Here is a 12,935-nt window from a genome sequence, read left to right on the forward strand (position 1 = left end):
GCCCTACCCTACCAGAAGTGCGCGGCCTGCAAACATAAAGGCCAACACCGACGGCCACGCGCGGCGAGGCAGAGCACAGCGAGCGCGCCGCCCTCCCGCGCGGCGCGCGCGACCGGCGAGAGGCCCGCCGCGCCGCCGCCGCCGCCGGAGGTGCATCATCCCATCCCGCGCGCGCCGCCGGCCTGGCATCAGGCGCCGGCGCTGCCGGTGCCCGTCGCGCCTTGCCGGGTGTCCGCCCGGGTGTCCGCCCGGGTGTCCGCCGCCGCGACCGCCGTCTTCACGTGAAGCTCGGCGAGCTGCGCGGCGTCGACGAGCACGGGCGCGCCCGTCATCTGATCCGTGCCCTGGTTGGTCTTCGGGAACGGGATGACATCCCTGAGCGTCGGCGCGCCGCTGAGCAGCATCGCGAGCCGGTCCATGCCGAGCGCGATGCCGCCGTGCGGGGGCGCCCCGCTGCGGAGCGCGTCCAGCAGGAACCCGAACTTGTCGCGCGCGTCGTTCTCGTCGATGCCCAGCGTCTTGAAGACGCGCGCCTGCACCTCGGGATCGTGCAGCCGGATCGAGCCGCCGCCGATCTCGAACCCGTTCAGCACGAGATCGTAGCGGTAACACTCGACGCGCGCCGGATCGCTCTCGAGCAGCGGGACGTGCTCGTCGATCGGTCGCGTGAACGCGTGGTGCGCGGCGGCCCAGCGCCCCGTGTCCTCGTCGAACTCGAACAGAGGTGGGTTGGTCACCCAGAGGAACCTCCACTGGTCACCATGCCCGTACTCCGGGATGAGCCCCATCTTCTTGGCGACGTCGATGCGGAGCTTCGCCATCACGGTGTGCACGACGGCTTCCTTGCCGAACTGGAAGCAGAGGACGTCGCCCGGCTTGGCGCCGAGCGCCTCGTTCAGCTTCTGCCGGAGCTCCGGCGTGATCGACTTCGTGAGCGGCGACTGCGTCCAGGAGCCGTCCTCGGCGAGCTTGGCGCGCGCGAGGCCGCGGAAGCCCTTCACGTCGCGGAGCCCGCGCTCGAGATCCTCGGTCTGCTGGCGGGACAGGTTGGCGCTCGCCGGGATCACGAGCCCCTTCACGATCTCGGCGGGCAGGTCGCGCCGCAGCTTGCCGGACTTGAACTTCTCGGCGAGCTCGACCCAGAACGGCACCCCGCCGCCGTTGTGCTCGATGATGAGGTCCGTGAGGTCGGTGTGCTCGATCCCGAAGCGGAGGTCGGGCTTGTCGTTGCCGAAGCGGCGCATCGACTCGGCGTACGGCATGCGCGGGAAGCGGCCGGTCGGGTAGAGCTCGGTGAGGTCCTTGCCGAGGGCGGCCTTGAACACCGCGAAGACGAGCCCCTCCATCAGCCCGAAGACGTCGTCCTGGTTCACGAACGACAGCTCGACGTCGATCTGGGTGAACTCCGGCTGCCGATCGATGCGCAGGTCCTCGTCCCGGAAGCACTTCACGATCTGGAAGTAGCGGTCGAAGCCCGCGACCATGAAGAGCTGCTTGTAGAGCTGCGGGCTCTCGGCGAGCGCGTAGAACTTGCCGGCCGAGATCCTCGAGGGGACGAGGAAGTTGCGCGCCCCGCCCGGCGTGTACTTCACGAGGAAGGGCGTCTCGAGCTCGAGGCAGCCCTTGTCCGACAGGTAATTGCGCGTCGCCCGGTTGATCTCGTGGCGCATGCGCAGCGCCCGCTGGAGCGGGGCGCGGCGCAGGTCGAGGTACCGGTGCTGCAGGCGGATCTCCTCGCGCGTCTCGATCTCGTCCGCGATCTCGAACGGCGGCGTCTCCGCCCTGTTGAAGATCGTCGCCTCGGCGACCCAGACCTCGATGGCCCCCGTGTCGATCTTGTCGTTCACGTTGCCTTCTCGGCTGACCACGACGCCCCGGACGCCGATGACCCACTCGGACCGGGCCTTCTCGGCGGATGCGTGCGCGTCGACGAGGTCTTTCTCCTCCGCCTTCAGGCCGTGCTTCCTGATCGCCTCGAGGTAGCTGCGATCGAAGACGATCTGCGTCACGCCGGTGCGGTCGCGGAGGTCGATGAAGATGCAGCCGCCGTGATCGCGGCGCCGCGCGATCCAGCCGAACAGCACGACCTCCTTGCCAATGTCTGCCTGGCGCAGATCGCCGCAGCGGTGCGTCCTCTTGAGCTCATCGATGAAACGGGACACGAGCCGACCTCCGATTTTCCGTGGGAGGGGCGACTCTAGCCCAGGTCGCCGCTCACCGCCTCTCCGTATCCTCCGCGCCCTGCGCGGTTCGGCGGCGGATCGGCGCCGCGCGCGCCGCGCCGCCGCCGAACCGCGCGCGGCGCCGGGGTGCGCCGGAACTTGGCCCGGCCGCGGCCGATCTGGCATGGCCGCTCGGTGGGCTCCGGAGAGAAACGCTGCTGGCTCGATCGGTCGCTCGCCTTGCTGTCGGCCGCGCTGCCCTTCGGGCTGTCGCTGGCCCGCGCCGCCTCTTCCGGGCAATGGCGGGAAGACCTCACGGCCGTCCGGGATCTCGGCCTCGTCGCGGTCGGCGTGGGCGGCGGCCTGTCGACGGCGCTCTCGCAGGCGCTGAGCCTGCTCCCGCTGGGCTCCCGCACCTTCCGCACCGCCCTCGGATCGGCGCTCGCGCTCGCGCTCGCGTCGCGCCTGCTCTACGGGATGGTCCGCCGCCTCCTCCTGGAGTCCGCGCGGCCTGCGCCCCTCCCGGGGCTCTCGCTCTGGCGCAAGCTCCGCGGCGGCGCGGCCGAGCCGACCCCCGCCGGCGCGCCATCCACGCCATCCACGCCCGCCGCGCCGGACGCGCTCGGCGGCGCCGTGAGCCCGCGGCTCGCCTCCGTGCTCTCCGCGATCGCCGTCCTCACGGCGGCCCTGTCGCCGACCTGGCAGCGCGAGGCGACGGTCGGCGGCGGCGCCATGATCGCCACCTGCTGCGCGCTCGTGACGCTCGCGCTCGCGTCGACCTGCGCCGAGCAGGCGCGGCACGCCGGGCGCGCGTGGATCGCGCTCGGCGCGCTCCTCGGGGCCACGTTCGCCGAGAGCCCCCCCGCCGGCCTCGCCGCTCTTGCGGCGTCGTACGCGATGTTCCTCGCGCGCGGCGGCGCCCAGCGCGCGGGCGCGGCCGAGGCCTCGGCCGGCGGCCCGCCCCGGCGCATGCTGGGCGCCGCCGCGGGCGCGGGGGCGCTCACGGCCGCGCTCCTGCTCGCGCCGCTCGTGCTCAGGCCGCTCGCGCCGCGCGCCTGGGCCGACATCGGCCGCGCGCTCACGGCCGGCAGCCTCGCCGCCCTCGACGTCGCGAGCGCCCGCACCACGGCGCTCGCCGCGTGGAGCCGCGAGATCGGCGTCGTCTCCCTGCTCGTCGCCGCGGCCGGGCTCTCGCTCTCGCTCCTGCGCCCGCGCGCGCGGTGGCTCGTCGCGCCCTTCCTCGTCCTGCTCGCGCTCGACACCCTCCTGCCCGCGCGGGCCGCCGGCGTGCTCTCCGCGGATCCGCTCACCCCCCTGCGCTCGCTCGCGGTCGCCGCGATCGCCGTCGGCTCGGCCCTCGGGGCGCACGCCGCGGTGCGGGCGCTGCTCCACACGCGCGTGCCGTTCTCGCGGAGCGGCGCCGCGCTGCTCGTCGTCTTCCAGCTGACGCTCGTCGCGCTGACGAGCGAGGAGGCAGGCTTCGCCGCCGATCGGAGCGAGCAGACGGCCGCCGAGGTCTGGACGGACGAGGCGTACGGCAGCCTCGATCCCGGGTCCGCGATCCTCGTGCGATCCCCGGCGATCACGTGGCGGGTGTGGGCGGCGCGGATCACGCGCGGCGAGCGGCCGGATGTCCTCGTGGTCCCGATCCCGCTGCTCGATCGCGGCCACGTCGCCGCGAGCCTGCTCGCCGACGAGCGCAAGCTCGCGCCGCTCCTGCGCGACTTCGCGCTCGCGGGCGAGCCCGGCGAGTTCGCCCTCTCCACGCTGGCCGACGTCCGGCCGCTCCAGGTGGAGCTCGATCCGCGCTGGTCGAAGAAGCTGCTCGGCCACCTGAACGTCGCCGGCATCTGGCTCGAGTACGCCCCGCAGCCGCTCGGCGCCTCGGATCGCAAGCTGGCGACGGCGCAGTCGATCGTGCCGCTCCGGCGCGTGCTGGAGTCGCTCTCGATCGCCGCGGTGCCGGACACGTCGACCGCGGCCGTCCTCGCGTCCACGATGCGAAGCCAGTCGGACGTCGTGAGCCTGCTCGGCGAGCGCGTCGTGGCGCAGTCGTTCGTCGACCGGCTGGGCGAGCTCGCGCCCCAGGATCCGTTCATCTCCGGCGGCCCGAGCCGCCGCGCCGTCGCCGGCATCCGGCAGGCGTTCATCGCGAAGCGACCTTTGCGCCGCCGTTGATGCCGCGATCAGGTCGACGCGGCGAGCCCGCTCTCGCCCGCGGCGCGCGCTCGCCGTTCTGTGGAGCGCAGCGCCTTGACCCGCCGCTCGAAGTCGCGGCTGTCGTCCTCCGAGAGCGTCGCCCCGCCGAAGCGGGCGCGCAGGTAGACCTGCGTGAGCGTCAGGATCTCGCGCGCCAGCGGGTGCTCCGCGAGCTCCAGCGCCTCGGCGTGGCGCAGCGGCGGCAGGCTGGGCGGGCGCGGCACGCCCTGGACGAGCATGGCGGCCTCCAGGCTCTCGTAGAGCGCCGTCGCCAGGATCGCGCTCGGGGTGCGCCCGGCGTCCGCGCGGCGCTCCTCGCGCCCGCGGCGCGTGCGGCGGAGGCGCCAGTAGAGCACGCCGCCGCCCAGCGCGAGCGCGACGGCGGCGACGGCGAGGATCCGCGGGCGCGACAGCGAAAGATCGCTGCTCGATCCGGACCTCCGGTAGCGCGACGTCAGCGTCTGGAGCAGGCCCACCTGCTGGTTCAGGTCGTAGCCGACGACGTGCCTGTCCCAGCGCTGGCTCGTCGCCTCGATGAAATCGCGGAGGTACGCCCAGGCCCCGACCAGCTCGCTCTTCGGCGCCGCGTCGGCCGGCGGCGTCGGGTCGAACGTCATCCACCCCTCGCCGTCGAGGTACACCTCGACCCACGAGTGGGCGTCGCCCTGGCGCACCGCATAGAACCGGCCGAAGCGGTTGTAGGTGCCGCCGACGAAGCCGGTCACGTTGCGCGTCGGGACGTCCACCGCGCGCAGCAGGATGGCCATCGCGGTCGAGTAGAACTCGCAGTGCCCGCGCTTCGACTCGAACAGGAAGTGATCGAGCGGCTGCGGGTCCGCGCCCGACGGCGACGCAAGGTCGTACCGGTACTCCGTGCGCAGGTGCTCCTGGATCGCCCGCGCCCGATCGGCCGGACGATCCACGCCCAGCGTCCACTGTTGCGCGAGATCGACGACGCGCGACGGCAGATCCCTCGGGAGCTCCAGGTAGCGCCTCCGCTCGGCGCCCGGGAGGCGCTGGAAGGTCGGCGCCCGCTTCCGCGACAGGAAGACGTCGTAGACCAGCCCGCGATCGTCCGTGGGCTGGTACCTGAGCTCCCCCTCCGGCCCGCGGTAGGCCATCGTGCTCGGGTCGAGCCCGAGCTGCCCGCGGTGCTTGAGCCGGAGCCCCGTCGCGTTCGGCGGGAGGAAGATCACGGGCGGATCGATCGGCTCGAGATCGACGCGCATCACCGGGTCGAGCGCCGGGTCCGGGTACCGCTCGATCGGCACGAGCCCCCCGTCGCTCTCCGTGGGGCGCTTGAACGTGTCGCTCTGGGTCCAGGTGCGGCCGTCGTACGCGTCGAGCGCGGTGCCGCGCAGGTGCATGGTCAGGCGCGGGGGCGGCGGCTCCGGCAGCTCGGGGATCTCGACCCGCATCGCCAGCTTCGGGTCGCTGCGCAGCACGCCGACCGCGCCGAGGTCGACCTTGCCCGAGAAGCCGATCATCCGCCCTGTGTGGCCGCGGTTGAGCAGGAGCAGCGAGAGGCCGACGCGCGGGAAGATCACGAACAGGAGCGCGGTGAAGGCGAAGATCGGGACCGAGAGCAGGCAGGTGACGGCCAGGAACGAGCGCCCGACGACCCGCCTCGAGCGCAGGATGCGCGGCACGTCCACGGGCAGCCCCGTCCGGTCGCGCGCCCCCTGCCGGTAGTTGCCCTCGACCTCGCGCCGCAGGTGGCTGAGCACGAGCGCGCCCGGGGCGACGACGAGCACCCCCAGGAAGCACAGCCCGTAGCCGATGCCGCCGCCGAGGACGGTCCCGGCGATGAGGTGCAGCAGCGCGAGCACGATGACCTGCTGGTCGTGCGCCGCCCCTTTGCGCGTCGCGAGCCGGATGATCTGCAGCGCGGCGGCGAACTCCACGAGCACGTCGAGCACGCTCGCGTCGGTGGCGACGATGCGGACCACCTGGACGGCGATGACGGTCAGCAGGATGCCCGTGTCGAGGTGGCGGAGCGCCGGGTGCCGCTGCCACGACTCGCGCACGACGAGCGCGAGCCCGAGGCAGATGAGGATCGCCCAGCTCACGTAGCGGTTGAACTGCCCGCTCGCGACGAGGGCGATGACGCCGAGCGCCGCGAGCGCGTCGGTCATCACCCGGTGCACCATCCCGAACCTCACGACGCGCCCCTCGGCGCGCCGGCGCGGCGCTCACCGCTGCTCGGGCTCGGGCTCGATCCCTGGCGCAGCGGCGCGCGGGCGCCGCGCTCGGGCGCCCGGCCGTCGTCGACCGCGTCGAGCAGCGCCAGGAAGCGGAGGATCGCGTCGGAGCCGATGTTGCGATCGCCGCGCACCCGCTCGCCCAGCGTCGTCGCGACGACCACGGCGTCGCCGCGCTTGACGTGGGCGACGGCGCGCGACGCCGCCTCGCGGATCCTGCGCTCGAAGGTCGGCGCGAACGCGTCGCCCTCCCCGGCGGGGCGCACCGTGTCGACGACGATCTGCACGTCCGGCCGCGTCTCGCGGGTGCGCTCGCGCAGCACCAGCTGATCGCGCATCGTGCTCTTCTTCCAGTAGATGTCGCGCGGATCGTCCCCCTCGCGCATCGGCCGGAGGCCGAACGTCTCGTCGCCGCCCCCGCGCCCGCTGAGGCTCGCGCCGCCCTCGCGCCGGCCCGCGTCCTCGACGGGGAGCCGGACCGGATCGACCGCGGGGTAGATGATGAGGTCGCCCTCGGCCTCGACCTCCCTCGATTTCTCGAACAGCCCGAAGGGAAAGCGGGTCGCGATGCGGAACCCGGTGTGCCGGTCGCGGCCGCGCCTCGCCGGCGTCCGCCGGTAGGCGGCCACCTGCGCGCTGGAGGGGCTGATCTTCAGGAAGAAGCAGCGCTTGTCGGCCGGCTGGCCGGCGCGCAGATCCTCGACCTCGATCGCGTACGACGGCACGCGCTTCTTGTGGTTGTAGACCTCGATCTCGACGAGGTGGGCCCGGCCCACCTGGGCGCGGGCCGGGAGCCGCCGGGTCACCGTGAGGTGCTGCAGCGACAGGTCGCTCATCACGCCGGAGACGACGATCAGCGACAGCAGCATCCCGAGCAGCAGGTAGAGGAGGTTGTTGCCCGTGTTGATCGCCGCGAAGCCGACGCCCAGCGTGATCCCGAGGTAGTACTTTCCTTCCCGGGTGAACTTGAGCTTCCGGGGCGGCCTCAGGAAGAGCAGGACCCTCGTCCAGAACGACGCCTTGTCCCCGCGCGGGGGCAGCAGCGGGCGCTGCTCGACGAGCGGCCTGTCGCGCCTCGGCTTGCTCGGCCGGACGGCGCTCCGCGCCGCTGCGCCGGCGCGCTCGGCGCCGCGGGAGCTGCCGCTGAGAGATCCCCGCTCCCTGTCCTCTGCGCCCATCGCCCACCCCTCAGAGGGGGACCGGCACCCGCGCCACGAGGTCGCGCACCGCCGCCTCGCACTCGTCGCGGGTCGGCATGTAGCCCTCCGCGTGGGCCGAGAGCCGGACCCGGTGCGCCAGCACGGCCACCGCAAGGTTGTGGATGTCGTCCGCGATACAGTACGAGCGTCCGTAGAGGACCGCGCGCCCCCGGGCCGCGCGCGCCAGGTTCATTCCGGCGCGCGGCGATGCGCCCAGCGAGAGGGTCGGGCTCGACCGCGTGGCCGTGAGCACCGCCTGCAGGTAGGTCGCGAGCGACGAGTCGAGCTCGACGCGATCGACCTCGCGCTGCAGGGCGACGAGCTGGGCCGGATCGATGATCTGCGGCACGTTCCGCGCCCGGTCGGGCTCGCCGCCCTGGAGGAGCAGCCGCATCTCGACCTGCGGCGGCGGGTACCCGATCCGGATCCGCACCATGAACCGGTCGAGCTGCGACTCCGGCAGCGGGAACGTGCCCGCGAAATCCTGCGGGTTCTGGGTCGCGAGCACGAAGAAGGGGTACGGCAGCGGCGTCGCCGTCCCCTCGATGGACACCTGCCCCTCGTTCATCGCCTCGAGCAGCGCCGACTGGGTCCGGGGGCTCGCCCGGTTGATCTCGTCGGCGAGCAGCACGTTCGCGAAGATCGGCCCCTGCCGGAAGACGAACTGCCCGAGCCGCTGGTCGAAGACGCTGACCCCGAGCACGTCGCTCGGCAGCAGATCGCTGGTGAACTGAACGCGACGGAGCTCGCCCCCCACGGCCTTGGCCAGCGCTCGGGCCAGCGTCGTCTTGCCGACGCCGGGGACGTCCTCGATGAGGACATGGCCCCGGGCGAGCAGCGCGATGAGCGCCAGCTCGACCGCCTCTGGCTTCCCTTCGAGGGCCTGCTCCACGGCAGAGCGAAGCTTCAGGAGAAGAGGCGAAGCTTCACGCGCGACCGAGAGCGCTGATGTCATCGGGGGCGATGGTAGCACGAGGTCACGGCTCGCCTGCGGGGATGCGCATTTTGCGTTCCACGAGCCGGGCTGGCGGGTGCGAACCCAGATTCGCGACCTCGCGGCGTGGCCGCCGCCCCGGGTGCGCTGCGCCACGTTCTTCCTGGTTCGTGGCCTGGAGGGCTTCGGCGCTGCCGCTGGCGCGCGGTGTCGTCGGTTTCGTCGGTTTCATCGGTTTCGGGCGCCAGCGCCTCCTGTGCTTTTAGCTTGCCGCGGAATGGCCGGGACCTGGGCGCCCGAGTATGCTCCGCGCGCCGTGACCGCCTCGGGGCCCCTTTTTCGCAACAGTGCCGCAGGCTTCCCTGATCAGGAGGCGCCCGGCGCCGAGGCTCGCCCGGATGCGGGCGCGCCGGACGCGCCGGCGCCTGCCGAGCAGGGCGGCTCGCCCGCTCCGGTGAGCTCCGTCCCCGCCGGCAAGCCTCCGTCGTCGCCTCCGCGGAGCGCCGGCGTGCCGAGCTCCCGTTCGCCGGAGAGCGGTCCCCCCTCGGGCGGCTTGATAGCGCAGCCGCCCCTGTTGCCCGACTCGCCGAGGGGGACGCTGCTCTGGCGTGTGCGCGGGATGATCCGCGCGATGCGGCCCCACCAGTGGGTGAAGAACCTCTTCGTCCTCGCCCCCGTGGTGTTCGCGAAGCACCTGACCCACCCCTCGATCATCATGAGCGCGATCGGGGCCTTCGCGATCTTCTGCCTGCTCGCCGGCGCCGTCTACATCCTGAACGACATCGTCGACGTCGAGGCCGATCGGGTCCACCCGGTCAAGCGCTTCCGGCCGATCGCCTCGGGCCGCGTGCCCATCCCGGTCGCCAAGGCGATGGCGGTCGGCCTCGCGGTCATCGCGCTCGGCGCGAGCCTGCTCGGCCCGCCGCTCTTCGCGGTCGTCGCCGCCAGCTACTACGTCCTCAACGTCGCCTACTCGTTCCGGCTCAAGAAGATCGCCTACCTCGACGTCGGCTGCATCGCGATCTTCTTCGTGCTGCGCGTGCTCGCCGGCGGCTTCGCGACGAGGACGCCGCTCTCCGGCTTCATGATCGCCTGCACGGCGCTGCTCGCGCTCTTCCTCGGCTTCGGCAAGCGCCGGCACGAGCTCGCCTCGGTCAACGCCTCGAAGCAGCGCGCGGCGCTCGACGGCTACTCGCCTGCCGCCCTGACGGCGGCGCTCGCCGTGACGGGCCTCGCCACCTTCGCCACCTACCTGGCGTACACGCTCGACCACGACACGCAGCGGTTCTTCCAGAACCCGTACCTCTGGCTCACGGCGATCCACCCGCTCTTCGGTGGGATCCGGTTTCTCCAGCTCGTGGCCGGCAGCGCGAGGTCGGAGAGCCCCACCCAGGAGATCCTCCGGGACACGCCCTTCGTGCTGAACGTCGTCATGTGGTCGGCCGAGGTGCTGGTGATCGTGTACCGCCTGAGGCCGTCCTGATGCTCGGGGCCGGACCGGAGCTCGCCCGGCCGGGGGCGGCCCCTGCCGGCGACAAGCCCACCGCGAAGAGCGATGCGCTGACCGATCTCGCGCTGACGATGCCGATCTTCGTCCTGTATCACCTCGGCGTCGCCTTCCTCCCCATCCGCAACGCGGCGGATCCGGTCACCGCCGAGCTCCGCGCGCTGGCCAAGCACAGCCTCCCGCTCTACGCGGGCCTCACCGTCGCCGTCGGCGCCGCGTTCGTCCTCGTCCTTTCCATCCTCGGCCGCGGCCACGCCCTCCAGACGAGGCGCTTCGCGCTGCTCGCCGTCGAGGGCGCGCTCTACGCCATCCTGATGCGCTTCGCCGGCGCCTATGTGGTCGGCTCCCTCCGGCTCGGCCCGCCCGCCGCGTCGAACGACATCTTCACCGGGGTCGTGATGTCGCTCGGCGCGGGCTTCTACGAGGAGATCGCCTTCCGCGTCGGCCTCTACGGGCTGGGCGCGCTCGGGATCAAGTTCTTCTTCGGCAAGGGGGTCCAGGGGGTGGTCCTGATGGTCGGCTGGGCGGTCGTGGCCGCCGCCGTCTTCTCCGGCTGGCACTATGTCGGGTCGCTGGGCGATCCCTGGAACCTCCCCTCCTTCGTGTTCCGCATGGTGTGCGGGCTCGTTCTGACGGCGATCTACGTCTTCCGCGGCTTCGCGCCGGCCGTCTGGACCCACGCGCTCTACGACGTCTGGGTCCTCGTGCTCCGCTGAGCCCGAGGCCACCCCGAGCGCGGGGGCGAGGCGCGCGCCGGGCGCGGGAACGAGGCACATCGCGATCCGCTGCCGTTTGGCGCTATGCTTCGCGCCTCGACGCATGCGGCTACCTCCCTTCCCGAAGCTCGCGCTCAAGCTGGTCCGGACGATCCCCTCGCTCGACGGCCCTGGTTTCCTCAACGTGCGACGCCAGGTGTTCCGCGTCGAGTTCCCGGACGGCTCGCTGAGCGACCCGTTCACCTACGACAGCGTCGATCGCGGGCGCCTCGACGCGGTGGTGATCGCCCCGCACTACCGCGGCGCGGACGGGCGCCGTCGCGTCTTCCTCCGCTCGGCGTTCCGGCCTCCGGCCGCGACCCGCCCGCCCGAGGCGTGGCCCATCCCGGAGGCGCCGACGCTCGGCGCGATCTGGGAGCTGCCCGCCGGTCTCGTCGAGCTCGACGAGCGGAGCCCGGAGGGCCTGAAGCGCTCCGCCGCGCGCGAGCTGCTCGAGGAGGTCGGCTTCGACGTGCCTCCGTCGGACCTCCACCCGCTCGGCCCGTCGACGTTCCCGGCGCCGGGCATGGTGGGCGAGCGGCACTTCTTCTTTCATGTCGAGGTCGACCCGGCTCGCCAGGGGACGCCGCTCGAGGACGGCTCTCCCCTCGAGCGGTTCGCGGCCATCGCGGCGGTCCCGCTCGACGAGGCGATCGAGCTCACCCGGCGCGGCGTGATCGAGGACGCGAAGACCGAGGTGGCGCTCCGGCGCCTCGCGGAGCTCTGATGGCGGAACGATCCCCCGCGCCCGCGCCGCGGCGTCCGCCCCGCGTCGCGCTCGTCGTGAAGCGCTCCGCCTGGAAGATTTACCGCGAGGAGCGGAAGGACCCGCGCATCACGCGGCTCATCGAGGCCGGCGACTCCGCGGTCGCGCGCCTCAAGGCGTCGCACGACGCGCACGAGCAGACCGTGCGCGAGGTCAAGGCGGCGCTCGACGACCTCGGGGTCCAGATCGATGTCGTCGCCAGCGCGGCGCAGTCCTTCGACGCGGGCGAGCTCGACCTCGTGATCACGGTCGGCGGCGACGGGACGCTCCTCAGCGCGTCCCACAACGTCGGCGACGTGCCGATCCTCGGCATCAACAGCGCGCCGGGCCACTCCGTCGGCTTCTTCTGCGGCGCGACGAGCCGCGACGCGGCGGACGCGATCGCGGGGGCGCTGAGCGGCTCGCTCCGCAGCACCGTGCTCACCCGCATGCAGGTCACGGTGAACGACAAGCTCGCCACGGGGCGCGTCCTGAACGACGCGCTCTTCTGCCACATCTCCCCCGCGGCCACGTCGCGTTACGTGCTCCGGCTCGGCCGGGCCGAGGAGGAGCAGAAGTCGAGCGGCTTCTGGATCGGTCCTGCGGCCGGGTCCACGGCCGCGCAGCGCTCCGCGGGCGGGCGCGTCCTGCCGCTCACGTCGAAGCGGCTCCAGCTCGTCGTCCGCGAGCCCTACACCCCCCACGGCGAGGAGTACCGCCTCCGTCACGCCCTGATCCAGCCGGGCGCCTCGCTCGTCGTGCGCAGCAAGACGCACGACGCGAAGCTCTTCTTCGACGGGCCGATCCACTCGGTCAGCGTCGGCTTCGGCGACGTCATCGAGTTCACGCAGGCGCCCCAGTCGCTGACGATCCTGGGCCTCTCCGCCAAGAGGAAGTGGGGCGCGGGCTCGGCGGCGAGCCGCCGCTAGGCCGCCCGGGCGACCGGGATCGCCTTCAACGGAAGGGATTCGGGTGATCTCCTACGTCGAGCGCCCGGCATGCGACCTCCCTCGCGGCGGGCGCGTGAGGCCTGAAGAAGGGTCGATTTAAGCTGCTTTCCCGCGGTTTTGACGGCCCGCGCCAGGGCCCCCCGGCCCTCCCTCCGGCGGAGCGGCGCGCCCCCCGGGGCATGAAACCCCTTCTTTTGTAGCTCCGATCGACGATTCGACACTGGATCTGCGGCGGCCGTTGTGGTTCCTTTGGCCCGCAAGAGGGCACAAACCTCAGGAGGAA

At 72.7% G+C, this 12,935-nt stretch carries 9 protein-coding genes; 5 read left to right on the forward strand and 4 right to left on the reverse strand.

Going from position 1 to position 12,935, the window contains the following annotated elements:
* Positions 1-188: 188 nt before the first annotated feature.
* Positions 189-2,162 (reverse strand): aspartate--tRNA ligase, encoded by a 1,974-nt coding sequence (gene aspS, locus WMF45_RS45635; protein WP_437713084.1) that lies wholly within the window; start codon positions 2,160-2,162, stop codon positions 189-191.
* A 195-nt stretch (positions 2,163-2,357) separates the two neighbouring features.
* Here aspS and WMF45_RS45640 point away from each other — a divergent pair, with 195 nt between their 5' ends.
* Positions 2,358-4,340 carry a hypothetical protein gene (locus WMF45_RS45640; RefSeq protein WP_437713085.1) on the forward strand — a complete coding sequence of 661 codons (1,983 nt, stop codon included), beginning with the start codon at positions 2,358-2,360 and terminating at the stop codon, positions 4,338-4,340.
* A gap of 8 nt (positions 4,341-4,348) precedes the next feature.
* Here WMF45_RS45640 and WMF45_RS45645 read toward each other — a convergent pair whose 3' ends face one another.
* Genes WMF45_RS45645 through WMF45_RS45655 form a run of 3 tightly spaced genes read right to left on the reverse strand, consistent with a single transcriptional unit; the run spans position 4,349 to position 8,716 of the window.
* Positions 4,349-6,523 (reverse strand): transglutaminaseTgpA domain-containing protein, encoded by a 2,175-nt coding sequence (locus WMF45_RS45645; RefSeq protein ID WP_437713086.1) that lies wholly within the window; start codon positions 6,521-6,523, stop codon positions 4,349-4,351.
* Positions 6,520-7,740 carry a DUF58 domain-containing protein gene (locus tag WMF45_RS45650; RefSeq protein WP_437713087.1) on the reverse strand — a complete coding sequence of 407 codons (1,221 nt, stop codon included), beginning with the start codon at positions 7,738-7,740 and terminating at the stop codon, positions 6,520-6,522. Before WMF45_RS45650 ends, WMF45_RS45645 begins: the two co-directional genes overlap by 4 nt.
* A 10-nt stretch (positions 7,741-7,750) precedes the next feature.
* Positions 7,751-8,716, reverse strand: coding sequence for an AAA family ATPase (locus tag WMF45_RS45655; RefSeq protein WP_044967114.1), 966 nt, complete (start codon positions 8,714-8,716; stop codon positions 7,751-7,753).
* A gap of 487 nt (positions 8,717-9,203) precedes the next feature.
* Between WMF45_RS45655 and WMF45_RS45660 the strand changes: the two genes are divergently transcribed.
* From WMF45_RS45660 to WMF45_RS45675, 4 genes are all read left to right on the forward strand, one after another.
* The gene (locus WMF45_RS45660) at positions 9,204-10,178 is read left to right on the forward strand and encodes a decaprenyl-phosphate phosphoribosyltransferase (protein WP_437713088.1); all 975 of its coding nucleotides are present in this window, start codon (positions 9,204-9,206) and stop codon (positions 10,176-10,178) included.
* Entirely contained in the window at positions 10,178-10,918 is a 741-nt protein-coding gene (locus tag WMF45_RS45665; RefSeq protein ID WP_437713089.1) for a CPBP family glutamic-type intramembrane protease, read from the forward strand. Before WMF45_RS45660 ends, WMF45_RS45665 begins: the two co-directional genes overlap by 1 nt.
* A gap of 103 nt (positions 10,919-11,021) precedes the next feature.
* The gene (locus WMF45_RS45670; protein ID WP_437547037.1) at positions 11,022-11,684 is read left to right on the forward strand and encodes an NUDIX hydrolase; all 663 of its coding nucleotides are present in this window, start codon (positions 11,022-11,024) and stop codon (positions 11,682-11,684) included.
* Complete coding sequence (locus tag WMF45_RS45675) at positions 11,684-12,631, forward strand: NAD(+)/NADH kinase (protein WP_437713090.1); 948 nt, start codon at positions 11,684-11,686, stop codon at positions 12,629-12,631. Before WMF45_RS45670 ends, WMF45_RS45675 begins: the two co-directional genes overlap by 1 nt.
* Positions 12,632-12,935 lie beyond the last annotated feature (304 nt).

The sequence above is a fragment of the Sorangium sp. So ce448 genome, from assembly GCF_051520915.1.
In the GTDB taxonomy this organism is placed as follows: domain Bacteria; phylum Myxococcota_A; class Polyangia; order Polyangiales; family Polyangiaceae; genus Sorangium; species Sorangium cellulosum_B.